Below are 21,509 nucleotides of genomic sequence, written 5' to 3' on the forward strand. Positions count from 1 at the left end.
AGCTTGATCCAGGTCAATTACGCGCGCCGGCGGATGCCTACACTGCGGACAGTTCCCTTCCGCAAGGACGTTGCATGCGCCACGACGTGATCATCATCGGTGCCGGACCCGCCGGCCTGTGCCTGGCGCGGGCCCTGGGCCAGCAATCACTGAAGGTCGCCCTGCTCGAACGGCAACCGGAAGCGGCCATCGCCGCACCGGCCTTCGACGGCCGTGAAATCGCCCTCACCCATGCCTCGATCCGGCTGCTGCGCGAACTTGGTGTGTGGCAGCACATCCCGCAGGACGACATCGCCCCGCTGCGCGCGGCGCGGGTCATGGACGGCGAATCGCCGAACTGGATGACCGTGGAAGGCGACCTGGTGGGAAAGCAGCAACTTGGCAGCCTGGTTCCCAACCACCGCATCCGCGAAGCGGCCTGGCGTGCCATCCAGGACATGCCGACACTGGACTGGCATCCCAACGTGCAGGTCGAATCGGTGCGGACCACGCCAGAGCATGCCGAAGTCACGCTGCAGGACGGACGCCGTCTCCAGGGCGCGCTGCTGATCGCCGCCGACAGCCGTTTCTCCGAGACCCGCCGCGCGCTCGGCATCGGCGCGAGCCAGTACGACTTCGGCAAGAGCATGCTGGTCTGCCGGATGGGGCACGAGCTCCCGCATCACGGCGTCGCCTGGGAGTGGTTCGGTCACGGCCAGACCCTGGCGATGCTGCCATTGCGCGAGCAGCTCTCGTCGGCGGTGCTGACCGTGCCGCATGCGGAGGCGCGTCGCCTGCAGGAACTGCCGGCCGACGGGTTCGCCGCGCAGATGCGCGAACGCTACGGCCATCGCCTGGGTGCGATGACGCTGGAAAGCAGCCGCCATGTCTATCCACTGGTGGGCGTGTACGCGCGCCGCTTCGTCGGCCAGCGCTTCGCCGTCGCCGGCGACGCCGCGGTGGGCATGCATCCGGTAACCGCGCACGGATTCAATCTGGGCCTGGCCAGCGTGGAACGGCTGGCCGGGATGGCCCGCATCGCTCGGGCGCAGGGCCGCGACCTGGGCAGCGATACGCTGCTGGCACGCTACCAGCGCAGGCACCGCGCCGGCAGCCTGCCGCTGTACCTGGCCACCGGCGCCGTGGTCCGCGTGTTCACCGATGACCGCCCGCCGATGCGGAAACTGCGGGAAACGATCCTGCGCGCCGGACAGCAGGTCGCGCCGTTCCGGCGCCTGCTGGCAGCGCAGCTGGTGGATGAGGGCCCGCTGGACGCGCCGCTGCCCGCGCGCCTGCGGCAGGGATTGGCGCAATTGCTCCCGCGCCGCGCCTGATCATCCCGCCCGATCAATCAGCGCAGCCAGGCCTCGAAGCGATCCAGGAACGACAGCAGGCGCCTGCGGGCACGCTCGTCGACGATATTGCCCTCGGCGTCGAGCAGGCCTTCCTTGAACTGGATGGCGATTTCCGGCTGCGGCAGCACCGCGACATCCACCGCCGCCAGGACGTTGCGCAAATGCTGTTGCGAAGAAACCGTTCCGTGCATGCCCGGCGAGGTGCCGATGATGCCGGCGCGCTTGCCGGCGAAGGTGGTGCTGCCGGCGGGACGGCTCGCCACGTCGATGGCGTTCTTCAGCACGCCCGGCATGGAACGGTTGTACTCGGGCGTCACGAACAACAGCGCGTCGGCCTGTTCGATGCCCTGCTTGAAGCGCAGGCCCGCCGCCGGGAAATCCGCGTCGTCGTCCTGGTTGTAGAGCGGCAGATCGCCAATCTCCAGGGTGCGGAACACGAAACGTTCCGCGGCCAGCCGCTGCACCGCGCCCGCCAGTTGGCGGTTGAAGGAATCCTTGCGCAGGCTGCCGATGATGATGGCCACGACCGGTGCTGGCATGGGGATCTCCTGCGACAATGGACGGGCCACGAGCATAGCAGCACCGCGACGGGCCCCATGCCCGCCGCGATGCCGCGCGCGGCTCAGGCCAGCCGGTCCGCCGCCGCCACGATGTCCTCGTCGCCGGGCAGCACCAGGAACGCGGCCCCGGCCAGCGGCGTGTAGGTATCGGTGCCGACCACGCGCTGGAAGGGACGCGCGCGATAGCCGCCTTCGGCAATCGCGGTGATGATGCCCTCGCCCACGCCGGCCGAATGCCGGCCTTCGTCGACCACCAGGATGCGCTTGGCGGTCGCGGCCTGTTCGACGATGAACGCCTCGTTGAGCGGCACCAGCCAGCGCAAGTCCACCACCCTCACCTTCCAGCCGTGCCTGGCCTTGATGCTGCGCGCGGCGCGCAGGCTCATCGGCACGCCGTTGCCGTAGCTGAAGATGACCAGGTCGTCGGCATCGGCGTCGTAGACGCGCCCCTCGCCCAGCGGCATCGCCTGATCCTGCGCGGGGTACGGGAACAGCCACTGGCCGTCGCCGGGCTCGTACAGATCCTTGGTCATGTACAGCGCGATCGGCTCCAGGAACGCGGTCACGCGTCCGTCCACCTTGGCCAGCGCCGCGAGCGTGCGCAGCATCATCGCCGCATCGTCGCCGCGCGAGGGGCAACCCACGACCAGGCCGGGAATATCGCGCAGCGCGGTGATCGAGTTGTCGTTGTGGAAATGCCCGCCGAAACCGCGCTGGTAACCCAGGCCGGCGATGCGCACCACCATCGGATTGCGGTACTGGTTGTTGCTGAAGAACTGCAGGCTGGCCGCCTCGCCGCGGATCTGATCGCAGGCGTTGTGGAAGTACGCCAGGTACTGGATTTCCGGCAGCGGCAGCATGCCCAGGTTGGCATAGCCCTGGGCCAGGCCGAGGATCATGGTCTCGTCGAGCAGCGTGTTGAACACGCGGCTGCCCTTGAACGCCTTGTGCAGGCCCTTGGTGACGGTGTAGACGCCGCCCTTCTGCGCCACGTCCTCGCCGAACAGCAGGGTCTCGGGATACTTGCAGAACAGATCGTGCAGCGCGTTGTTGATCTGGATCGCCAGATGGCGCGGCGGCAGCTTCTCCGGCAGCTTCTCCTCGCTGCCGAACGCGGCCACGCGCTTGTCGTGCGGCGCGGCGCGCGCGGCTTCGGCGGCCACCTTGTCCGGGGTGTATGGCGCCAGCGGCGCGATCACTTCTTCCAGGGTGGTGATCTTGGGCCGGCGATCGGCTTCCTCGGCGGCGGCGAAGCAGCGCTGGCGGATGCGCTCGTAGAACGCCAGCAGCTCCTCGCGGCTCATCAGTCCGGATTCCAGCGCGATCGCCGCGGACCGCAACAGCGGATCGGTCGCTTCCACGGCCACCAGTTCCTCGATCGGCCGCCATTCGATTTCGAAGTCGGTACCGGCGTGGCCCATGATCCGGGTGGTGCGCAGATGCAGGAAGGTCGGCCGGCGGGTGTTGCGGCAATGCTCGACCGCCGCCTGCACCTGACCGTAACCGGCGGCCAGATCCAGGCCATCGGCGTAGAAATAATCCAGGTCGGCGCGATCGCGGAAATTGCGCCCCACCCAGCCATCCGGCGTCTTCACCGAAATGCCGATGCCGTTGTCCTCGCACACGAACAACACCGGCGCCGGCAGCTTCTGGTAGGCCGTCCAGGCCGCGGCGTTGAACGCGGTCTGCGCGGTGGCGTGATTGCTGGAGGCATCGCCGAACGAGCAGATCGCGATGCTGTCTTCCGGAATCGGCGAGGCATGGCCGATGCGCCGCGCCTGCTCGATGGCGATCGCGGTGCCCAGCGCCTTGGGCAGGTGCGAGGCGATCGTCGAGGTCTGCGGCAGCACCCACAATGGCTTGCTGCCCCAGACCTTGTGGCGCCCGCCGGACGCCGGATCCTCGGCGCTGGCGGCGAAGGACAGCGCCGAATCCATCACCGGATCCATCCCTGGCAGCTTGCGGAAGCGCTCGGCCATGAAGCCGCCGCTGCGGTAATGCAGGAACGCCGGATCGGTATGCCGGGTCAGCCGCGCGACCATCGCGTTGCCTTCGTGGCCGGAGCTGCCGATGGTGTAGAAGACCTTGTTCTGCACGCGCAGCACCCGCGCCATCAGGTCCAGGTGGCGCGAGATCAGCTGCGATTCCAGCAACTCGGCAAACCCCTGCCGATCCAGCGCGCTGCCCGGCAGGATCGCGCCGGCGACGCCGCCGTTGGAGCGGCCGTTCCAGATCTTCACGAACTCGATGAAGTTCTGGTCACAGATTTCGGCGCGGTTGAGGCCCTTCATGCGGGCGGGAATGGTCTGGACGGTCATGGCACTCGTGGCTGGATTCAGGAATTCGCCAGGCGTTCGGCGACGTCGTCGGCGACCGCAGGCAGGGGGACGAAGCCCGGCATGGCGCTGACGCGCTCAAGCCAGGCGGTGATGCGGGGAAACTTCGACAGATCGAAACCGCCGTCGGCGGCGCAATGCGTGTAGGCGAACAGGGCGATGTCGGCGATGCCGTAAGCCTCGCCGGTGAACCAGTCGGCCTCCCGCAGGTGGCGCTCCATCACCGCCAGCGCCTGCTCGCCGCGTTCGATCAGGCGCGGCAGATCGGCGCGACGCGGAGAATCCGGCGGCGTCCAGCCGCGGATGAAACGGGCCACCGCCACGTAGGGCTCGTGGCTGTACTGCTCGAAGAACAGCCAGCTCATCGCCTGCGCGCGCTGCCAGGCATCGGTCGGCAGGTAGGCGCTGCCTTCGGCCAGCCAGCACAGGATGGCGTTGGATTCGGTCAGGATGCGGCCGTCGGCACGCTCCAGCATCGGCACCTTGCCATTGGGATTCTTCGCCAGATAGCCCGGCGTGCGGGTGGCGCCGTTCGGGCTGTCGACTTCCCTCCACTGGTAGGGGCGCCCCAGTTGTTCCAGCAGCAGGCGCACCTTGTGGCAGTTGCCGGACGCAGAGTAGCCATGGACGGTGAGGATTTCAGTGGACATGCGGCCCCCGGGCGGCAACGAACCCGGCGATGCGCGCGGCCTTGGCCAGATCCTTCTCGCGGCCGAACAGGGTCAGGATGCGCTGCTGCTCGGAGAGCGCCGGCACGCTGATCGCATGGCCGTTCACCTCCACCCGCCACTCCGACGCCACCCGTACGGGCTGCCAGTCGTCCGCCACGCGGACTTCCAGATCGCCCATCACTTCCAGCGGCATCGGCAGATGCGCGAAACGCGCGAAGCGGGACCGGAAACGGCCGTCGTCGGCGGGACGATGGTGATCGTCGCGATGCGCCGCCCACGCCTCGGCCAGGGCGTCGGCATCCCGCGCGCTGCACAGCAGGTCGACATCGTTCGGCTCCGGCCCCTCGACACCCGCCAGTTGCATCGCGGCGCTGCCGATGATCCACCAGGGATCCCGGAAACACGCGCGTGCGATTGGCATCAGGCCGGCCAGCGTGGCCATCAGGCGCGCATCGATGACCGCGGATGCCGTCATCCGCCGCGTCCCGCACGCCAGGCGTCGCGGCTCTGGCCCCAGACATCCAGTTCGATCGACTCGAACGGCGGCGGCAACCGGGTCTGGCGCAATTTGCGCGACCCCAGGCGCTCGGCCAGCTTCTGCGACGGCCGGTTTTCCGCGTCGATGCAGTGGATGACGTCGGTCCAGCCCAGGTTGTCGAACGCCCAGTCGATGGCGGGCCGGGCCGCTTCCAGCGCATAGCCCTTGCCCTGCGCCGCCTGCCGGAATGCCCACCCCACTTCATTGCCCGGCCAGCCTTCCGGCTTCCACGGTCCCAACTGCCCCAGCCACTCGCCGCTGGCACGTTCAATCACGGCGAACATGCCGAAGCCGCTCAGCCACCAGGACCCGGGCTGCCAGAGGAACCGGCGCCAGGCTTCCGGACGGGTGACCGCGCCACCAATGAAGCGAGCGGCTTCCTCGTCGGCCTGGAGTTCGGCGAAACCATCGAAATCCTCGCGTCGCGGCGGACGCAGGATCAGGCGTTCGGTTTCCAGCGTCAGTTCGTCGATACCTTGGCTCATGCGACTTTTCCTCCTTGAGCGAACCATTGCTCGCGCGACTGTCCCCAGATCTCGACCGGCTTGCCCTCATGCGGCGCCGGCAGCTCGCCCATGCGCATAAAGCGCGAGCCGAGCTTGGCCGCGACCGTCTTCGAGTTCCGGTTGTCCGGATCGATCGTATGGATGATCTCGTCCCAGCCCAGCGCGGCGAACGCCCAGTCGGCCGCCGCGCGCGCCGCTTCCGGCGCATAACCGCGACCCCACGCTTCGCGCGCGATGCTCCAGCCAATCTCGGTGCCGGGCCAACCCAGCGGGCACCAGGGCCCCACCCGCCCCACCCAGCGACCGCTGGCCTTCTCGATCACCGAGAACATCGCGAACCCTTCCATCTGCCAGCAGCCGACCATCGCCGCCAGGCTGCGGTATGCCATCGAACGCGCCTGCGTCCCGCCGATGTAGCGCGTGGCCTCCTCGTCGGCGACGAACGCCGCCCACGGCTCGTAGTCCTCGCGGCGCTGTGGTCGCAACCACAGGCGTTCGGTTTCCAGTTGCAGATCGAAGATGCTCATGGGCCTGCACCTTTGTCACGACGGATGGCGGACGGCACGGACCACGCGTCCGCACCGTCGCCTGCCCCGATGCGATCATCGCGCCGGCGGCGGGTTTGGATCACGTCCGGATCAGAACGCGCTGATCCCGGTCAGTTCGCGGCCGATGACCAACTGGTGCACGGTTTCCGTGCCTTCGTAGGTGATGACCGATTCCAGGTTCAGCGCGTGGCGGATCGCCGCGTGCTCGGTGGTGATGCCGGCGCCGCCGAGCAGGTCGCGGCATTCGCGCGCGATGTCGATGGCCATGCGGCAGTTGTTCCACTTGGCCAGCGACACCTGCTGCGGCTGCAGGGTACCGGCATCCTTGAGCCGGCCAAGCTGCAGCGACAACAATTGCGCCAGGGTGATCCGGCGGGCCATCTCGGCCAGCTTGATCTGCGCGCTCTGGGTGGCCGCCACCGGGCGGTTGAACAGGATGCGTTCCTTGGAGTAGTTCAGCGCCTCGTCCAGGCAGGCGATGGCCGCGCCGATCGGGCCCCAGGTGATGCCGTAGCGCGCCTGGGTCAGGCAGCCCAGCGGACCCTTCAGGCCCTTCACGTTGGGCAGGCGGCTGGCATCGGGCACGCGCACGTTGTCGAAGAACAGCGCGCTGGTCACCGAGGCGCGCAGGCTCATCTTGTGCTTGATTTCCTGGGCGGTGAAGCCCGGCATGCCCTTCTCCAGTACGAAACCCTGGATGCCCTCGTCGGTCTGCGCCCAGACGATGGCGATGTCGGCCAGGTTGCCGTTGGTGATCCACATCTTGGAGCCGTTGATCACCCAATCGTCGCCGTCGCGGCGGGCGTTGGTCTTCATGTTGGCCGGATCGGAACCACCGTGCGGTTCGGTCAGGCCGAAGCAGCCGATCACCTTGCCGGCGGCCATGTCCGGCAGCCAGCGCTGGCGCTGCTCTTCGCTGCCGTAGGCGTAGATCGGGTACATGCACAGCGAGGACTGCACGCTGACGAAGCTGCGGATGCCGCTGTCGCCACGCTCCAGTTCCTGGCAGATCAAACCGTAGCTGACCCCGTTCAGGCCGGCGCAGCCGTACTTTTCCGGCAGCGAGGAACCGAGCAGGCCGAGATCGGCGATTTCGGGCACCAGTTCCTTGGGGAACCTGCCCTGGTCGAATGCCTCGCCGATGATGGGACGCACGCGCTCGTCGGTGAAGCGGGCCACGGTGTCCTGCACCGCGCGCTCTTCTTCGGACAGCAGGGAACGGACATCAAACAGGTCGTACGGGTTCAGGGCCATGCGGGATTCGTGCCGGTTCGGACAATCCCGCATTGTATGGGCTGCTCCGTCCGGGCGGTAAGCCTTCAGGTCGTAAAGGAAAGGCCGGCATTTCGCCGGCCTTTCGGGGGGTGTTGCGTGGAAACGTCGGGGACCGGGCTCAGCCCTTGGCGGGGGTCGCCGCGGAAGCGGTCTGGGTGACCACCTTGCCGTCGATCACCGGCAGGCGATCGCTTTCCGGCTTCTGGTCCATGCGCAGGGTGTTCTCCTGGCCGTCCAGGCGGTAGGTCACGTCGTAACCCACGACCTTTTCGCCGTTGCCCATCGCGATGCGGCTACCCGGCTTGCTGTCCATCCGCATGGTGCCGGTGGTGCCGTCCGCATTGCGGTAGGTGACGTTGTAGCCGGTCACCCGCGAGGACTGGGAACTGGCGGTCTCGGTGTGGCACTGGCGCTCGGTGCGCTCGACCACCCGGCCACCGACGTGGCGCTTGTCCACCTGGTTGCCGATCACGCCACCGGCCACCGCGCCGGCCACGGTCGCGGCCTTGCGGCCACTGCCCTTGCCGACCTGGTTGCCGAGCAGGCCACCGATGACCGCGCCGGCCACGGTACCGCCGGTATTGCCGTCACGCTCGGGCAGGCGCTCCTGCACGACCACGTCCTCGCACACCTCGTGCGGGGTGCTGGTGGTGGTGGTTTCACGCACCGGCTCGGTGCCGATCACGGTCGCATACAGCTTCTCGCTGGTGGTCACCGGCTTGACGTTGAGCACGTCCGCGTACTGCAGGGCGTCGGCCGGGATCACGTTGTCGGTCGCCGCGGCGTCATCCGTGGCCAGCGCCGGATCCGTCAGCGGCGCCGTCTCCGCCGTCGGGGTGCCCGCGGCCTTGTCACCGCCCTTCATGAAAGCGGCAGTCGCCACGCCGCCCACCAGCAGCGCGCCGGCAGCGACCAGAATCATGGTGGTGTTGTTCTTCATCGCAGCCTCCATTGCGGGCCTCGCCCGAGTCACATTACCGCATCATTCCACCACTACGAACCTGAACCAAGCCCCGTTTCTTGCAGACGAAATCGTACTTTTCGTGAACGGCGGCGCAGTCCTGCGCGACGTGCTAGCGTGTCGCCCCATCGTCCCTCCGGAGACCTGCGCCGTGGCCAATCCCCTGCTGTTGCCCGTGCTGGAATGGGCACGGAAACTGCGTTACCCGACCCTGTTCAAGATCACCGCCGGCCTGTTCGTCCTGAGCGTACTGCTGCCGCCGGGCATCGATCCGATTCCGTTCCTGGACGAGCTGGTGTTCGGCCTGGGTACGCTGCTGCTGGCGAACTGGAAGCGTCGCAAGGATCCCGCCCCGCCCCTGGAGTCCGGCCGGCCGTCGCGCTGACGTGCAACTGATCGACAGCCATTGCCACCTGGATGCCGCGGAATTCGACGGCGATCGCGACGCGGTGATCCGTCGCGCGCGCGATGCCGGGGTCGTCCACCAGGTCATCCCCGCGGTCGATGCCGACGGCTGGCCCGCGCTGGCTGCGCTGTGCCGGGAGCAACCGGACCTGCATCCGGCCTATGGCCTGCATCCGATGTACCTGGACCGGCATCGCGAGGAACATCTGTCGCAATTGGGTGAATGGCTGGAACGGGAGCGCCCGGTCGCGGTCGGGGAATGCGGCCTGGATTACTTCGTCGAAGGACTGGAACCCGCTGCCCAGCAGCGCTATTTCGATGCGCAGCTGGCGCTGGCGCGCGACTTCGATCTGCCGGTCATCGTGCATGCCCGGCGCGCGGTGGACGCGGTCATCGCCAGCATCCGCCGGGCCGGCGGGCTGCGCGGCGTCGTGCACAGTTTCTCCGGCAGCCCGGAGCAGGCGCGCCAGTTGTGGAACCTGGGCTTCCTGATTGGCCTGGGCGGCCCGGTGACCTATGAACGCGCGCAGCGGTTGCGCGGTCTGGTCACGGCGATGCCACTGGATTATCTGCTGCTGGAGACCGACGCGCCGGATCAGCCGGATGCGGCGATCCGCGGCCAACGCAACGAGCCCGCGCGGGTATCCGTCATCTGCCGGACCATCGCGCAGCTGCGTGGTGAAAGCGAAGAAGCGATCGCCATCGCCACCCGCGAGAACGCCACGCGCCTGTTCGCCTTGCCCGCCTGACGGCGTCAGGTGGCGGACTTCCTTTCCTTGAGCAGCAATTCCAGCGTCTTGCCGACCATCGCGAAGGCGAACGCGCCGGTGATGTGCGTCGCCGCGCCCAGGCCGACGCCGCAGTCCAGCTTCAGGGCCGCGTCCGCGCCCAGTTGCGGGCGCAGGCCGCACACGCTGCCGTCGGCCTGCGGATACTTGACGTTTTCCAGCGAATAGACCGCGGTGACACCAAAGTAGCGATCCGGGTTCTTCGGGAAATTGAACTCGCCGCGCAGCTTCTTGCGGACCAGCGCCAGCAGCGCGTCATGCTCGGTGCGGGAGAGATCGCGCAGCCGGATCTGGGTGGGGTCGGTGCGCCCACCCGCCGAGCCGGAAACGATGATCGGCAGTTTGCGGCGACGGCACCAGGCGATCATCTCGACCTTGGTGCGGAAACTGTCGCAGGCATCCAGCACCAGGTCGAAGCCGCGATCCAGCAGCTCCTCCAGGTTGCCGCCGGTCAGGAACGCCGGCACCACCTCGACCTCGATGTCCGGATTGATCGCCCGGCAGCGCTCGGCCATCGCCTCGGCCTTGTTGCGTCCGTACTGGCCCTCCAGCGCGGGCAACTGGCGGTTGGTGTTGGACACGCAGATGTCGTCGGCGTCGATCAGGGTCAGGTGGCCGATACCGGATCGCGCCAGCGCCTCCACCACCCACGAACCCACGCCGCCCAGGCCCACCACCGCCACCCGCCGGCCGGCATAGCGGCTCACGCTGCCCTGCCCGTACAGGCGGTCGATGCCGGCGAAGCGATCCTTGAGGGTTTTCTTCATCCGGCAATTGTAGTCATGGCGCAGGGTGTGACGTGCGTCGTACCATGGCACGGACTTTTCCAAAGGAGCCCGCCGCATGGCCAGCCAGCCGACCGCCAAGTCGTCCAACGCTTCCCGCTACCTGTTCCTGTTCCTGATCGGCCTGGTGATTGGTGCCGTCGCCACGGTGATGGCGATGCGCGCGATCCAGGCGCGCCAGGATCCGTTCCCCGACAGCGTCATGCACGTCATGCAGAAGCATGCCGGCCTGCTGGGCGACAAGGTGGCGCAGAACCGTTGCGCGGCCACGGACACGGTGCCGCATGTGCGTGCCCTGCGCACGATGGCCAACGATCTGGAACTCGCCCTGCCCGGCCTCGCCGAGGACCAGCGCTTCGTGACCCATGCCAGCGATTTCCGCGCCAAGCTCGACGCCAGCCTGGCGACCCCGCCGACCGACTGCACCGCGGCCAAGGCGCTTGCCGATCAGGTCAAGGAAAGCTGCAAGGCGTGCCACCAGGATTTCCGCGGCTGAATTGCCGCTGACGCCGCGGCGCCGTGACGACCGCCCGGAGCGGTGCAGTTGTCATGGGGTTCACGCGGGCGGCGCGAGGATGCGTGCGACCGGGCCGCATCCCGCGCCACCCCGGTTCTGATCGATACGTCCAAGATCGGACCACGTGAACCAGGAGGACCCATGAATCTTCGTATGTTTGCCATCGGTGCCGTTGCTTCGCTGGCGCTGGCCGGCTGTGCCACCAGTTCACCCGGCTATGGCGGCGGCGGATACAACAGCGGCGGCTATCGCCCGGCTCCCTCGAACAGCTATTGCGCCGATTGCGGCATCGTCGAACGCATCGACGTCGTTTCCTCCGGCCGCTCCGCGCCGGGCGCCACTGGCGCGATCCTGGGCGGCATCGTCGGCGCGGTCGCCGGTCGCCAGATTTCCGAACACACCGGCGGCAGCAAGGGCAACAAGAACATCTCCACAGTTGCCGGTGCCGCGGCCGGCGCGATGGCCGGCAACGCCATCCAGAACCGCACCACCGGCGATTCCTACAACATCACCGTGCGCATGGACGACGGCCGTCGCCTGACTTTCACCCAGCACGATCTCGGCGGCATCCGCGAGAACACCTACGTGCGCGTGCAGAACGGCCGCGTGGTCCTGCGATAGCAAGCGCCTCATACGGCGCGGGACGCGTTCCCGCCGCGCAAAGAAAAAGCCCGACCTGAGTCGGGCTTTTTCTTCGTGTCCGGTCGTGACCAACCGGCGCGAATCTGGCGAGACCTTACAGTGGCTGCACGGCGTCCGCCTGCAGACCCTTCTGGCCCTGCACGACGGTGAAGCTGACCTTCTGGCCTTCCTTCAGGCTCTTGAAGCCCTGGGTCTGGATGGCACGGAAATGCACAAACACGTCTTCACCGTTCTCACGGCTGATAAAGCCGAAGCCCTTGGCATCGTTGAACCATTTCACGGTTCCGGTTTCACGGTCGGACATCTACTTGCTCCTTGGAACTCTTGGGTGGTGGAAACGCCTCTCGGCGGCTGGTTGCAAGGAGGAAGCGAGGTACAACGATGTAGCGGATCATGGATCTACCGCATCTAGGCCACGATTCACGGTGACCTTGGCAAACACAGCGAGCGCACACTAACCCGCTATTTGTGAAAATGCAAACCGTCCGCAGGCACCCGAAATGGCGCCCAACCCGTTGATTCGACAAGGAGAATTTCGTTTGGACCTGACCACCCTGTATTACGTGCTGGCCGTGCTGCTCATCCTGGTAGGGCTGGCCGGGGTCATCCTGCCGGCGCTGCCCGGCCTGCCGCTGGTGTTCGCGGGCATGCTGCTGGCCGCCTGGGCGGGCGATTTCCAGCAGATCGGCTGGATTCCGCTGGTCCTGCTGGGCCTGCTGACCGCCCTGTCGGTCGCGGTGGATTTCTTCTCCACGGTGGTCGGCGCCAAGCGCGTGGGCGCCAGCGGCAAGGCGCTGTTCGGCGCGGCGGTGGGCACCTTCGCCGGCTTGTTTTTTATGCCCATTGGTCTGTTTGCCGGACCATTCGCGGGCGCACTGCTGGGCGAGTTGTGGCACGGCCGCGAGATTGGCCACGCCACCAAGGTCGGCCTCGGCACCTGGCTGGGCATCGTGCTGGGCGTGGTGCTGAAACTGGGGCTGGCCTTTGCGATGCTCGGCCTGTTCCTGTTCGCGTGGGTGTTCTGAGTCCGCCTGCCGGTCTCCTCACCCCGGCGTCGGGCACAATCGCCCTGCCATCTTCTTCCCCCTTCCGGTTGCAACTGATGACATCACGACCCGTCCGGCACCTGCTGCCGTCCCTGATCGCCATGACCCTGGCCAGCGCGCCCGCCCTCGCCCAGGAACCACAGCCCAACGTGGTGACGCCCGAAGCCTGCCGCGCCATCGAGACCGACGCCGCTCGCCTGGCCTGCTACGACGCCGTGTTCGGACGCAGTCCTTCGGATACCCGGGCGGCCGACGCCGAAGCCAGCGCGGCGCGCACCAGCCTGGATCAGCAACAGGCGGCCAAGGCCCAGGAACCCGAACAGGGCGAGGAACGCAGCGAACGCCGCCGTCGCGGCGCCTGGTTCCGCACCGACGACCCCATGCTGCAGGAAGCACTGGCCAACGCCGGCAAGGGCTCGCTGCTGGACAGCCGCTGGGAACTGGCCAAGGACTCCAAGCTGGGCGTGTTCCAGTTGCGCGGCTACAAGCCGCTCTACCTGATGCCGGTGTTCTGGACCAGCGACAAGAACGAGATGCCGCACTCGCCCAATCCGCGCAACACGGTCACCGAGCCGCAGCCGCTGGACAACACCGAGGCCAAGTTCCAGCTGAGCTTCAAGACCAAGTTCGCCGAGAACCTGTTCGGCGACAATGGCGATCTGTGGGGCGGCTACACCCAGAGCTCGCGCTGGCAGGTCTACAACGGCGAGGAGTCACGCCCCTTCCGCGAGACCAACTACGAACCGGAAGTGATGCTGGTGTTCCGCAACAACTACAGCCTGGGCGGCTGGAAGGGCCGCATGGCCGGCGTGGGCATCAACCACCAGTCCAACGGCCGCAGCGATCCGCTTTCGCGCAGCTGGAACCGGGTGATCTTCACGGTCGGCCTGGACCGCGAGAACTGGGCACTGGTGCTGCGGCCCTGGTGGCGCGTGCCGGACGGCAACGACGACGACAATCCGGACATCGAGGATTACATCGGCCGCGGCGACGCCATGCTCACCTACAGCAAGGGCGGCCACGAGTTCACCGTGCTGGCACGCCATTCGCTGCGCAGCGGCGACAAGTCGCACGGCGCGCTGCAGCTGGACTGGGGCTTCCCGATCCATCGCAGCTTCCGCGGCCATATCCAGGCCTTCCACGGTTACGGGGAAAGCCTGATCGACTACAACCACAAGGCCACCTACATCGGCCTGGGCATCTCCCTGCTGGAGTGGTACTGATGAGCGACGTGACGATTTACCACAACCCCGCCTGCGGCACTTCGCGCAACGTGCTGGGCCTGATCCGCAATGCCGGCATCGAGCCGCGGGTGATCGAGTACCTGAAGACACCGCCGGACCGTGGCACCCTCACCGCGCTCATCGCGCGCATGGGCGTGCCGGTGCGCGAAGTCGTCCGGGAAAAGGAAGCGCTCCACGCCGAGTTGGGACTGGACAAGCCGGGCGTGGACGATGCCACCCTGATCGAGGCGATGCTGTCCCATCCGGTGTTGATCAATCGCCCGATCGTGGTGACACCGGACGCGGTGAAACTATGCCGTCCCTCCGAAACCGTGCTGGACATCCTGCCGCAGCCGCAGCGTGGCGCCTTCAGCAAGGAAGACGGCGAACCGGTGGTGGATGCGGCCGGAAACCGCATCGCCTGACGTAGACTCGGCGGGTAAGGACGCAACCGCCTCCGACCGCAAAAGGATTCGCATGCCCCGCAAGCACCGCTCGTTCTTCGCCTACGCCTCCGCCCTGCTTGGCCTGCTGAGCCTGATGGCGGTGCTGTGCTTCCACTTTCCGGAACTGCTGACCAGCAAGGAGTTCCGCGCGGTCTACAGCGAGCAGTTCGCCCGTCATCTACTGCTGGTGGGACTGAGCGCGGCGTTCGTGCTCGGGACACTGGCCATCCTGCGGGATCGCAACAAGCGGATCGCCCTGATCGGCGTGGGCAGCGCGACCCTGGCGGTGCTGCTGGGCGGCACCAACGTGCAGTTCGATGCCATCGGCAAGACCCCCTACTCGCTGGGCCTGGACTGGTTCGTCATCTCGCTGTTCTTCTCGGCGCTGGTGTTCGTGCCGCTGGAACGCTACCTGGGCAAGCGCCGGGTATCGCCGCTGCGCCCGGGCTGGCGCACGGACGTGGCCTATTTCTTCATGAGCCACGTGCTGGTGCAGTTCATCCTGATCCTGGTCACCGCCTCGACCTCGACGATCGCGGGCCTGGCCGCGTTCCCGGTGCTGAAGGATGCAATCCAGTCGCTGCCGGTGTGGGCGCAGTTCCTGATCGCGGTGTTCGTGGCCGACCTGGCCCAGGCGCTGCTGCATCGCGCCTATCACAACGTTCCTTGGCTCTGGCGCTTCCATGCCGTGCACCACTCCAGCCGGGAAATGGACTGGCTGGCCGGCTCGCGCATCCATTTCATCGAGATCGTCATGACCCGCAGCGCGGTGCTGCTGCCGCTGCTGATCCTGGGCTTCTCGGCGCCGGCGGTGAATGCCTACGTGATCCTGGTCGGCCTGCAGGCGGTGCTGGCGCATGCCAACCTGGGCATTCGGTTCGGCTGGCTCGAATACCTGCTGGTGCTGCCGCGCTACCACCATTGGCATCACGCCCGGCACAAGGACTACCTGGATGTGAACTACGCCATCCACCTGCCGCTGGTCGACATGCTGATGGGCACCTTCAGGCTGCCACCGCGCCAGGAAGACTGGCCGGAGGAATACGGCGTGATGAAACTGGAGACGGTGCCGCGCGGCATCCTGCGCCAGCACATGATGCCGTTCCAGGGCGGTCGCAAGTTCGACGAATACGTCGACTGAGCAAGGGGCCGGCCCCGCCGGCCCGCCTTGCCCGGAACATGCGGCTCAGGTCCAGTCGGTCAGGCCCTCGCGGGCATAGACTTCCTTGAACGCCGGGCGCGCCTTCATGCGTCCGGCATGCGCCTTCAGCACCGGCCAGCCATCGGACGGCTTCGGCATGTTGCGCGACCAGCGCATCAGCATGGTGGCCATGAAGTCGACCACGGTGAGTTGCTCGCCGACCATCCAGGGACCGTTCGCTTCCAGGTGATCGGCCACCCGCTGCCAGGCGCCCTCGATGCGCTGGCGCGCGTGCGCGCGCACCGCCTCGACGTTCTCCTCTCCGGCGATTTCATCGGAGTAGAACCAGGCACGATAGGCCGGCAGCAGCGTGTTGGCCATGAACAGCATCCATTGGTAATAGCGCGCCCGTTCCGGCGAACCCGCCGGCGGCGCGAGATTCGCCTGCGGATGCCGATCGGCCAGGTGCAACAGGATCGCCGCTGATTCGGTGATCACCTGCCCGTCCAGATACAGCGCCGGCACCACGCCGGCGGGATTGACCCTCAGGTACTCCGGCGATTTCTGGTCGCGCTTGTCGAAATCCAGTTCGTGCAGCCGATGCGGAATGTCCAGCTCGATCATCAGCCAATGCACGACAAGGCTGGCGGTGCTGGGCGAGTAATACAGCGTCGTCGTGCTCATCTGCTTTCCCCGTGCGTTGTCAGGACGGAATCCCGCGTCGTGGATTCCGTGTTGCATGCGTCAGAAGCAAGCCGGCTTCCCGGGCGTGGGGAGCGTTGGTGGTCAGGCCACCACCACCGGAATCTTGCCGATGCGCGCCTGCCATTCCCTCGGGCCGGTGGTGTGCACCGAGGTGCCCTGCGAATCGACCGCGACGGTGACCGGCATGTCCTGGACCTCGAACTCGTAGATCGCTTCCATGCCGAGATCGGCGAAGCCGACCACGCGCGCGGCCTTGATCGCCTTGGAGACCAGGTAGGCGGCGCCACCGACCGCCATCAGGTAGGCCGACCGGTGCTGCTTGATCGCCTCGATCGCGGCCGGGCCACGCTCGGCCTTGCCGACCATGCCCAGCAGGCCGGTCTGCGCCAACACCTGTTCGGTGAACTTGTCCATGCGGGTGGCAGTGGTCGGACCGGCCGGGCCGACGACTTCGTCGCGCACCGGATCGACCGGGCCGACGTAGTAGATGAAGCGGCCCTTCAGATCCACCGGCAGCGGTTCGCCCTTGTTGAGCATGTCGACCATGCGCTTGTGCGCGGCGTCGCGACCGGTCAGCAGCTTGCCGTTGAGCAGCAGCACTTCGCCGGGCTTCCAGCTGGCGACGTCCTCGCGGGTGATCGTGTCGAGATCGACGCGACGGCCCTTGGAGGCGTCGTAGGTCAGTTCCGGCCAGTCCGCCAGCGACGGCGGATCCAGCATCACCGGGCCGCTGCCGTCGAGGGTGAAGTGGGCGTGGCGGGTGGCCGCGCAGTTCGGAATCATCGCCACCGGCAGGTTGGCGGCATGGGTCGGATAGTCCTTGACCTTGATGTCCAGCACGGTGGTCAGGCCACCCAGGCCCTGCGCGCCGATGCCCAGCGCGTTGACCTTCTCGTACAGTTCCAGGCGCAGTTCCTCGGCGCGGCTGGAGGCGCCGCGGGCCTGCAGATCGGTGATGTCGATCGGCTCCATCAGCGCTTCCTTGGCCAGCAGCATCGCCTTCTCGGCGGTGCCGCCGATGCCGATGCCGAGCATGCCCGGCGGGCACCAGCCGGCGCCCATGGTCGGCACGGTCTTGAGCACCCAGTCGACGATGGAATCGGACGGGTTGAGCATGGCGAACTTCGACTTCGCCTCCGAGCCGCCGCCCTTGGCCGCGACGATCACCTCGACGGTGTCGCCCGGCACGACCTTGACGTTGACCACGCCCGGCGTGTTGTCCTTCGTATTGGTGCGCTTGCCCGCCGGATCCGCCAGCACCGAGGCGCGCAGCTTGTTGTCCGGATGGTTGTAGGCGCGACGCACGCCCTCGTGGACCATGTCTTCCACGCCCATCGTGGCATCGTCCCAGCGCACGTTCATGCCGATTTCCAGGAACACGGTGACGATGCCGGTGTCCTGGCAGATCGGGCGATGGCCTTCGGCGCACATGCGCGAATTGATCAGGATCTGGGCGATGGCGTCGCGCGCGGCCGGCGATTCCTCGCGCTCGTAGGCGGCGGCGAGGCTCTTGATGTAGTCGACCGGGTGGTAGTAGCTGATGTACTGCAGCGCGTCGGCGATGGACTGGATGAGGTCTTCTTGCTTGATCGAGGTCATGGAGCGTAAAGCCGGGGCTGCCGGTGGGTAGCGGGCGGAGTCCGCCATTTTAGGCCAAAGTGGCGGCCCGGCCGGGTGTCACGCCACGCCGCCCTGCCCCGTCCTGGCCCGCATGAACGCCGAAACCACCTTCCAGACCCACCGTTCCCGCCTGTTCTCGCTGGCCTACCGGCTGCTGGGCAGCCGCAGCGACGCCGAGGACGTGGTCCAGGACACCTGGCTGCGCTGGCGCCAGGCCGACACCGCCGCGATCCGGGATCCGGAGGCCTGGCTGGTGACCGCGGCCAGCCGGCTGGGCATCGACCGCCTGCGCGCGGCCCGCCTGCAACGCGAGCGCTATCCCGGTCCCTGGCTGCCGGAGCCGGCCGAGATCGACGACAGTCCCGGGCCCGAGCAGGGCGCCGAACTGGCCGAACAGGTCTCGCTGGCCTTCCTGGCGGTCCTGGAACGCCTGGGTCCGGAAGAACGCGCCGCCTTCCTGCTGAAGGAAGCCTTCGATTACGACTACGCCCGCATCGGCGAACTGATTGGCCACAGCGAGGCCAATTGCCGCCAGCTCGTGCACCGGGCACGCGCAAGGTTGCAGGCCGAACGGCCGCGGTTCGAGGTGGCACCCGAGCGCCATCGCCGGCTGCTGGAACGGTTCATGCACGCGGCGCGGGTCGGCAACCGCGAGGCCGTGGCCGCCCTGTTGCACGAGGACGCGCGGCTGGTGTCCGATGGCGGCGGCAAGGCCACTGCGGCAATCCGGCCGCTGCTGGGTGGCGAGCGCATCGCGCGCCTGTTCTGGGCCGCGTACCGGCGCCCGCAACCGGAAACCGAATGGTGCATGGGCCGGGTCAACGGCGAGCCGGCGGTGCTGCGCTACCGCGACGGCCGGCTGGTCTCGGTGATGGTGGCGATCAGCGACGGCGAACGCATCGTCGAACTGCTGACGGTGATGAATCCGGACAAGTTGCCCCTGCTGGAACGTGTCACGCCGCCGAACACAGCGCCGTCCCTGGGGTGAAGCGCGACATCCCGTCCGCGCATCCCGAAGAAACCGATGTCCCTCCCTCGCGTCAACTACACCTCCCTGGCCAGCGAAGCCTACAAGGGCCTGCTGAAAATCAGCCACGGCCTCCATCATGGTTCGCTGGACGCCATCCTGCTGGATCTGGTCAAGCAGCGCGCGTCGCAGATCAACGGCTGCACCTTCTGCCTGGACATGCACGGCAAGGCCCTGCGCGATGCCGGCGTCGATCCGCGCAAGCTCGATACCCTTGCCGGCTGGCACGAGAGTCCGTTCTACGATCCGCGCGAGCGCGCCGCGCTGGCCTGGACCGACGCCCTGACCCGGGTCGGCGACACCCATGCGCCCGACGAGATCTACGCCGGCCTGCTACCGCACTTCGACGAAACCCAGATCGCCGAATTGACCTTCGTCATCGCCGTCATCAACGCCTGGAACCGCATGGGCGTGGGATTGCGATCGCCGCTGCCGGGCACCTGAACCCCTGCCCCGCATCGCATGCGACGTGGCCATACGGCCACGTCGTTTCCCGTGGGCCGGGCCGAGCAGGCACAATGCGTCATGGCTTCCGCCCCCGCTCCCCCGCCTGCCGCCGGCACCAAGCCCCGGCGCGGTGAAAAGTCCGGCCCCAGCCTGCGCGATCGCTTCAACGCGATGCGCAACCTGCCGCCTTTCCTGAAACAGATCTGGGCGACCAGTCCCGGCCTGACCGTGGCCAGCCTCGGCCTGCGCCTGATCCGCGCCCTGCTGCCGGTCGCCACCCTGTACGTGGGCAAGCTGATCATCGACGAGGCCATCCGCCTGGTCGGCCTCGGCCTGCCGCAGACCAGCCTGGCGGAACTCTGGCACGGCGGCCAGCTCGATACGCTGCTCGGCCTGCTGGCTTTGGAATTCGGCCTGGCCATCCTGTCGGACCTGCTGGGCCGGTTCGTCAGCTACGCCGATTCGCTGCTGTCGGAACTGTTCACCAACGCGACCAGCATCCGCCTGATGGAACATGCCGCGCGGCTGGACCTGGAGGACTTCGAGGATCCGGATCTGCAGGACAAGCTGGATCGCGCGCGCCGCCAGACCATGGGGCGGATGAACCTGATGAGCCAGCTGTTCGGCCAGGCGCAGGACGCGATCACCGTGATCAGCTTCGCCGCCGGCCTGCTGGTGTACGCGCCCTGGCTGATCCTGTTGCTGATCGTGGCGCTGGTGCCGGCGTTCGTCGGCGAGGCGCATTTCAACGCGCTGGGCTATTCGCTCAACTTCCAGTGGACCCCGGAACGCCGGCAACTGGAATACATCCGCCAGACCGGCGCCAGCGTGGAAACGGCCAAGGAGGTGAAGATCTTCAACCTCCACCGCTTCCTGATCGATCGTTACCGGAAACTGGCCGAAGGCTTCTACCGCGCCAACCGTTCGCTGGCGCGCCGCCGCGCCCTGTGGGGCACCCTGCTGGCCGGGCTGGGCACGCTGGGCTACTACGTGGCCTATGCCTATATCGCGTGGCGCACCGTACGCGGCGATTTCAGCATCGGCGACCTGACCTTCCTGGCCGGCAGTTTCCTGCGCCTGCGGCAATTGCTGGAAGGGCTGCTGATTGGCTTCTCGCAGGTCGCCGGGCAGGCGCTGTACCTGGACGATCTGTTTTCGTTCTTCGAAATCACGCCGGAAATCGTGTCGCGGCCCGGAGCCACGCCGGTGCCGCGCCCCATCCGCGAAGGTTTCCGTTTCGAGAACGTCGGCTTCCGCTACCCCGGTGCCGAACGCTGGGCGGTGCGCGGACTGGATTTCCAGCTGCGCGCCGGCGAGGTGCTGGCGCTGGTCGGCGAGAACGGCGCCGGCAAGACCACCCTGGTCAAGCTGCTGGCGCGGCTGTACGACCCCGACGAGGGCCGTATCCTGCTGGACGGACGCGACCTGCGCGAGTACGACGTCGACGATCTGCGCGCCAGCATCGGCGTCATCTTCCAGGACTTCGTGCGCTACCACCTGACCGCCGGCGAAAACATCGGCGTGGGCCAGGTCGACGCCATGGACGACGCCGCGCGCATCCGCGAATCCGCGCGTCGCTCGATGGCCGATGAAGTGATCGCTTCGCTGCCGGACGGCTATGACCAGTTGATCGGCCGCCGCTTCAAGACCGGCGTGGATCTGTCCGGCGGCCAGTGGCAGAAGATCGCCATCGCCCGCGCCTACATGCGCGACGCGCAGGTGATGATCCTGGACGAACCCACCGCCGCGCTGGATGCACGCGCGGAGTTCGAGGTGTTCCAGCGTTTCAAGGAGCTGTCCAGCGAACGCACCGCCGTGCTGATCTCGCACCGCTTCTCCAGCGTGCGCATGGCCGATCGCATCCTCGTGCTCAATGAAGGCCGCCTGGAGGCCAGCGGCACCCACGACCAGCTCATGGCCGAAGGCGGCCGCTACGCCGAGTTGTTCGAACTGCAGGCCGCCGGCTACCGTTGACCCCTACCCCCGGG

At 67.3% G+C, this 21,509-nt stretch carries 24 protein-coding genes; 12 read left to right on the plus strand and 12 right to left on the minus strand.

Going from position 1 to position 21,509, the window contains the following annotated elements:
- Positions 1-74: 74 nt before the first annotated feature.
- Positions 75-1,313 (plus strand): 5-demethoxyubiquinol-8 5-hydroxylase UbiM, encoded by a 1,239-nt coding sequence (gene ubiM, locus AC3DE2_RS06935; RefSeq protein ID WP_488425589.1) that lies wholly within the window; start codon positions 75-77, stop codon positions 1,311-1,313.
- Between the two features lie 17 nt (positions 1,314-1,330).
- On the opposite strand, the gene AC3DE2_RS06940 is transcribed toward ubiM, so the two are convergent.
- The 8 genes from AC3DE2_RS06940 to AC3DE2_RS06975 all read right to left on the minus strand — a co-directional run bounded on the left by AC3DE2_RS06940 (position 1,331) and on the right by AC3DE2_RS06975 (position 8,708).
- Entirely contained in the window at positions 1,331-1,873 is a 543-nt protein-coding gene (locus tag AC3DE2_RS06940; protein WP_488425590.1) for an NADPH-dependent FMN reductase, read from the minus strand.
- A gap of 83 nt (positions 1,874-1,956) precedes the next feature.
- Positions 1,957-4,212 (minus strand): thiamine pyrophosphate-dependent enzyme, encoded by a 2,256-nt coding sequence (locus AC3DE2_RS06945; protein ID WP_488425591.1) that lies wholly within the window; start codon positions 4,210-4,212, stop codon positions 1,957-1,959.
- Between the two features lie 17 nt (positions 4,213-4,229).
- Positions 4,230-4,880 (minus strand): glutathione S-transferase family protein, encoded by a 651-nt coding sequence (locus AC3DE2_RS06950; RefSeq protein ID WP_488425593.1) that lies wholly within the window; start codon positions 4,878-4,880, stop codon positions 4,230-4,232.
- A complete protein-coding gene (locus tag AC3DE2_RS06955; RefSeq protein ID WP_295377250.1) occupies positions 4,870-5,376 on the minus strand; it encodes a nucleotidyltransferase family protein in 507 nt (168 codons plus the stop codon). The genes AC3DE2_RS06950 and AC3DE2_RS06955 overlap by 11 nt, the downstream gene beginning before the upstream one ends.
- Positions 5,373-5,924 carry a GNAT family N-acetyltransferase gene (locus tag AC3DE2_RS06960; protein ID WP_295377247.1) on the minus strand — a complete coding sequence of 184 codons (552 nt, stop codon included), beginning with the start codon at positions 5,922-5,924 and terminating at the stop codon, positions 5,373-5,375. The genes AC3DE2_RS06955 and AC3DE2_RS06960 overlap by 4 nt, the downstream gene beginning before the upstream one ends.
- Positions 5,921-6,472, minus strand: coding sequence for a GNAT family N-acetyltransferase (locus AC3DE2_RS06965; protein WP_295377243.1), 552 nt, complete (start codon positions 6,470-6,472; stop codon positions 5,921-5,923). Before AC3DE2_RS06965 ends, AC3DE2_RS06960 begins: the two co-directional genes overlap by 4 nt.
- Before the next feature lie 111 nt (positions 6,473-6,583).
- On the minus strand, positions 6,584-7,747 hold the full coding sequence (locus AC3DE2_RS06970) for an acyl-CoA dehydrogenase family protein (RefSeq protein ID WP_488425594.1): 1,164 nt from the start codon (positions 7,745-7,747) through the stop codon (positions 6,584-6,586).
- Positions 7,748-7,886: 139 nt separating this feature from the next.
- Positions 7,887-8,708 carry a glycine zipper 2TM domain-containing protein gene (locus tag AC3DE2_RS06975; RefSeq protein WP_295377236.1) on the minus strand — a complete coding sequence of 274 codons (822 nt, stop codon included), beginning with the start codon at positions 8,706-8,708 and terminating at the stop codon, positions 7,887-7,889.
- A gap of 172 nt (positions 8,709-8,880) precedes the next feature.
- On the opposite strand from AC3DE2_RS06975, the gene AC3DE2_RS06980 reads away from it, so the two are divergent.
- Complete coding sequence (locus AC3DE2_RS06980; protein ID WP_295377233.1) at positions 8,881-9,114, plus strand: DUF6116 family protein; 234 nt, start codon at positions 8,881-8,883, stop codon at positions 9,112-9,114.
- Position 9,115: 1 nt separating this feature from the next.
- Positions 9,116-9,883: a TatD family hydrolase gene (locus AC3DE2_RS06985; RefSeq protein WP_488425595.1), complete on the plus strand. Its 768-nt coding sequence runs from the start codon at positions 9,116-9,118 to the stop codon at positions 9,881-9,883.
- 5 nt (positions 9,884-9,888) lie between these two features.
- Here the strand turns inward: AC3DE2_RS06985 and AC3DE2_RS06990 are convergent, their stop codons facing one another.
- Positions 9,889-10,689: a tRNA threonylcarbamoyladenosine dehydratase gene (locus tag AC3DE2_RS06990; protein ID WP_488425771.1), complete on the minus strand. Its 801-nt coding sequence runs from the start codon at positions 10,687-10,689 to the stop codon at positions 9,889-9,891.
- A gap of 76 nt (positions 10,690-10,765) precedes the next feature.
- On the opposite strand from AC3DE2_RS06990, the gene AC3DE2_RS06995 reads away from it, so the two are divergent.
- Together AC3DE2_RS06995 and AC3DE2_RS07000 are read left to right on the plus strand one after the other, a co-directional pair.
- Positions 10,766-11,203 carry a hypothetical protein gene (locus AC3DE2_RS06995; protein WP_295377228.1) on the plus strand — a complete coding sequence of 146 codons (438 nt, stop codon included), beginning with the start codon at positions 10,766-10,768 and terminating at the stop codon, positions 11,201-11,203.
- A gap of 162 nt (positions 11,204-11,365) precedes the next feature.
- Complete coding sequence (locus tag AC3DE2_RS07000; RefSeq protein ID WP_488425596.1) at positions 11,366-11,845, plus strand: glycine zipper 2TM domain-containing protein; 480 nt, start codon at positions 11,366-11,368, stop codon at positions 11,843-11,845.
- A 115-nt stretch (positions 11,846-11,960) separates the two neighbouring features.
- On the opposite strand, the gene AC3DE2_RS07005 is transcribed toward AC3DE2_RS07000, so the two are convergent.
- Positions 11,961-12,170, minus strand: a complete 210-nt coding sequence (locus tag AC3DE2_RS07005) for a cold-shock protein (RefSeq protein WP_141453200.1) — start codon at positions 12,168-12,170, stop codon at positions 11,961-11,963.
- 235 nt (positions 12,171-12,405) lie between these two features.
- Between AC3DE2_RS07005 and AC3DE2_RS07010 the strand changes: the two genes are divergently transcribed.
- From AC3DE2_RS07010 to AC3DE2_RS07025, 4 genes are all read left to right on the plus strand, one after another.
- Positions 12,406-12,891, plus strand: coding sequence for a DUF456 domain-containing protein (locus tag AC3DE2_RS07010; RefSeq protein ID WP_488425598.1), 486 nt, complete (start codon positions 12,406-12,408; stop codon positions 12,889-12,891).
- A 77-nt stretch (positions 12,892-12,968) separates the two neighbouring features.
- On the plus strand, positions 12,969-14,135 hold the full coding sequence (locus AC3DE2_RS07015) for a phospholipase A (RefSeq protein ID WP_488425599.1): 1,167 nt from the start codon (positions 12,969-12,971) through the stop codon (positions 14,133-14,135).
- On the plus strand, positions 14,135-14,560 hold the full coding sequence (gene arsC / locus AC3DE2_RS07020) for an arsenate reductase (glutaredoxin) (RefSeq protein WP_488425601.1): 426 nt from the start codon (positions 14,135-14,137) through the stop codon (positions 14,558-14,560). Before AC3DE2_RS07015 ends, arsC begins: the two co-directional genes overlap by 1 nt.
- Positions 14,561-14,612: 52 nt before the next feature.
- Positions 14,613-15,722, plus strand: a complete 1,110-nt coding sequence (locus tag AC3DE2_RS07025) for a sterol desaturase family protein (RefSeq protein ID WP_295377214.1) — start codon at positions 14,613-14,615, stop codon at positions 15,720-15,722.
- Between the two features lie 45 nt (positions 15,723-15,767).
- On the opposite strand, the gene AC3DE2_RS07030 is transcribed toward AC3DE2_RS07025, so the two are convergent.
- Both AC3DE2_RS07030 and AC3DE2_RS07035 read right to left on the minus strand, forming a co-directional pair.
- A complete protein-coding gene (locus AC3DE2_RS07030) occupies positions 15,768-16,406 on the minus strand; it encodes a glutathione S-transferase family protein (RefSeq protein WP_295377212.1) in 639 nt (212 codons plus the stop codon).
- 102 nt (positions 16,407-16,508) lie between these two features.
- On the minus strand, positions 16,509-18,026 hold the full coding sequence (locus tag AC3DE2_RS07035) for a fumarate hydratase (RefSeq protein ID WP_488425602.1): 1,518 nt from the start codon (positions 18,024-18,026) through the stop codon (positions 16,509-16,511).
- Positions 18,027-18,138: 112 nt separating this feature from the next.
- Here AC3DE2_RS07035 and AC3DE2_RS07040 point away from each other — a divergent pair, with 112 nt between their 5' ends.
- The 3 genes from AC3DE2_RS07040 (at position 18,139) to AC3DE2_RS07050 (ending at position 21,495) form a co-directional block, all read left to right on the plus strand.
- Positions 18,139-19,035, plus strand: a complete 897-nt coding sequence (locus tag AC3DE2_RS07040; protein WP_488425603.1) for an RNA polymerase sigma-70 factor — start codon at positions 18,139-18,141, stop codon at positions 19,033-19,035.
- Positions 19,036-19,071: 36 nt separating this feature from the next.
- Complete coding sequence (locus tag AC3DE2_RS07045) at positions 19,072-19,518, plus strand: carboxymuconolactone decarboxylase family protein (RefSeq protein WP_295377204.1); 447 nt, start codon at positions 19,072-19,074, stop codon at positions 19,516-19,518.
- An 81-nt stretch (positions 19,519-19,599) separates the two neighbouring features.
- Positions 19,600-21,495 carry an ABC transporter ATP-binding protein gene (locus AC3DE2_RS07050; protein ID WP_488425604.1) on the plus strand — a complete coding sequence of 632 codons (1,896 nt, stop codon included), beginning with the start codon at positions 19,600-19,602 and terminating at the stop codon, positions 21,493-21,495.
- Positions 21,496-21,509: the final 14 nt, after the last annotated feature.

It is taken from the genome of Pseudoxanthomonas sp. 68-E7, from assembly GCF_057773145.1.

What these genes read in the sequence shown, in the direction of transcription:
- ubiM (WP_488425589.1), top strand. Translation starts at nt 75, where the DNA reads ATGCGCCACGACGTGATCATCATCGGTGCCGGACCCGCCGGCCTGTGC.
- AC3DE2_RS06940 (WP_488425590.1), bottom strand. Translation starts at nt 1,873, where the DNA reads ATGCCAGCACCGGTCGTGGCCATCATCATCGGCAGCCTGCGCAAGGAT.
- AC3DE2_RS06945 (WP_488425591.1), bottom strand. Translation starts at nt 4,212, where the DNA reads ATGACCGTCCAGACCATTCCCGCCCGCATGAAGGGCCTCAACCGCGCC.
- AC3DE2_RS06950 (WP_488425593.1), bottom strand. Translation starts at nt 4,880, where the DNA reads ATGTCCACTGAAATCCTCACCGTCCATGGCTACTCTGCGTCCGGCAAC.
- AC3DE2_RS06955 (WP_295377250.1), bottom strand. Translation starts at nt 5,376, where the DNA reads ATGACGGCATCCGCGGTCATCGATGCGCGCCTGATGGCCACGCTGGCC.
- AC3DE2_RS06960 (WP_295377247.1), bottom strand. Translation starts at nt 5,924, where the DNA reads ATGAGCCAAGGTATCGACGAACTGACGCTGGAAACCGAACGCCTGATC.
- AC3DE2_RS06965 (WP_295377243.1), bottom strand. Translation starts at nt 6,472, where the DNA reads ATGAGCATCTTCGATCTGCAACTGGAAACCGAACGCCTGTGGTTGCGA.
- AC3DE2_RS06970 (WP_488425594.1), bottom strand. Translation starts at nt 7,747, where the DNA reads ATGGCCCTGAACCCGTACGACCTGTTTGATGTCCGTTCCCTGCTGTCC.
- AC3DE2_RS06975 (WP_295377236.1), bottom strand. Translation starts at nt 8,708, where the DNA reads ATGAAGAACAACACCACCATGATTCTGGTCGCTGCCGGCGCGCTGCTG.
- AC3DE2_RS06990 (WP_488425771.1), bottom strand. Translation starts at nt 10,689, where the DNA reads ATGAAGAAAACCCTCAAGGATCGCTTCGCCGGCATCGACCGCCTGTAC.
- AC3DE2_RS06995 (WP_295377228.1), top strand. Translation starts at nt 10,766, where the DNA reads ATGGCCAGCCAGCCGACCGCCAAGTCGTCCAACGCTTCCCGCTACCTG.
- AC3DE2_RS07000 (WP_488425596.1), top strand. Translation starts at nt 11,366, where the DNA reads ATGAATCTTCGTATGTTTGCCATCGGTGCCGTTGCTTCGCTGGCGCTG.
- AC3DE2_RS07005 (WP_141453200.1), bottom strand. Translation starts at nt 12,170, where the DNA reads ATGTCCGACCGTGAAACCGGAACCGTGAAATGGTTCAACGATGCCAAG.
- AC3DE2_RS07015 (WP_488425599.1), top strand. Translation starts at nt 12,969, where the DNA reads ATGACATCACGACCCGTCCGGCACCTGCTGCCGTCCCTGATCGCCATG.
- arsC (WP_488425601.1), top strand. Translation starts at nt 14,135, where the DNA reads ATGAGCGACGTGACGATTTACCACAACCCCGCCTGCGGCACTTCGCGC.
- AC3DE2_RS07025 (WP_295377214.1), top strand. Translation starts at nt 14,613, where the DNA reads ATGCCCCGCAAGCACCGCTCGTTCTTCGCCTACGCCTCCGCCCTGCTT.
- AC3DE2_RS07030 (WP_295377212.1), bottom strand. Translation starts at nt 16,406, where the DNA reads ATGAGCACGACGACGCTGTATTACTCGCCCAGCACCGCCAGCCTTGTC.
- AC3DE2_RS07035 (WP_488425602.1), bottom strand. Translation starts at nt 18,026, where the DNA reads ATGACCTCGATCAAGCAAGAAGACCTCATCCAGTCCATCGCCGACGCG.
- AC3DE2_RS07040 (WP_488425603.1), top strand. Translation starts at nt 18,139, where the DNA reads ATGAACGCCGAAACCACCTTCCAGACCCACCGTTCCCGCCTGTTCTCG.
- AC3DE2_RS07045 (WP_295377204.1), top strand. Translation starts at nt 19,072, where the DNA reads ATGTCCCTCCCTCGCGTCAACTACACCTCCCTGGCCAGCGAAGCCTAC.
- AC3DE2_RS07050 (WP_488425604.1), top strand. Translation starts at nt 19,600, where the DNA reads ATGGCTTCCGCCCCCGCTCCCCCGCCTGCCGCCGGCACCAAGCCCCGG.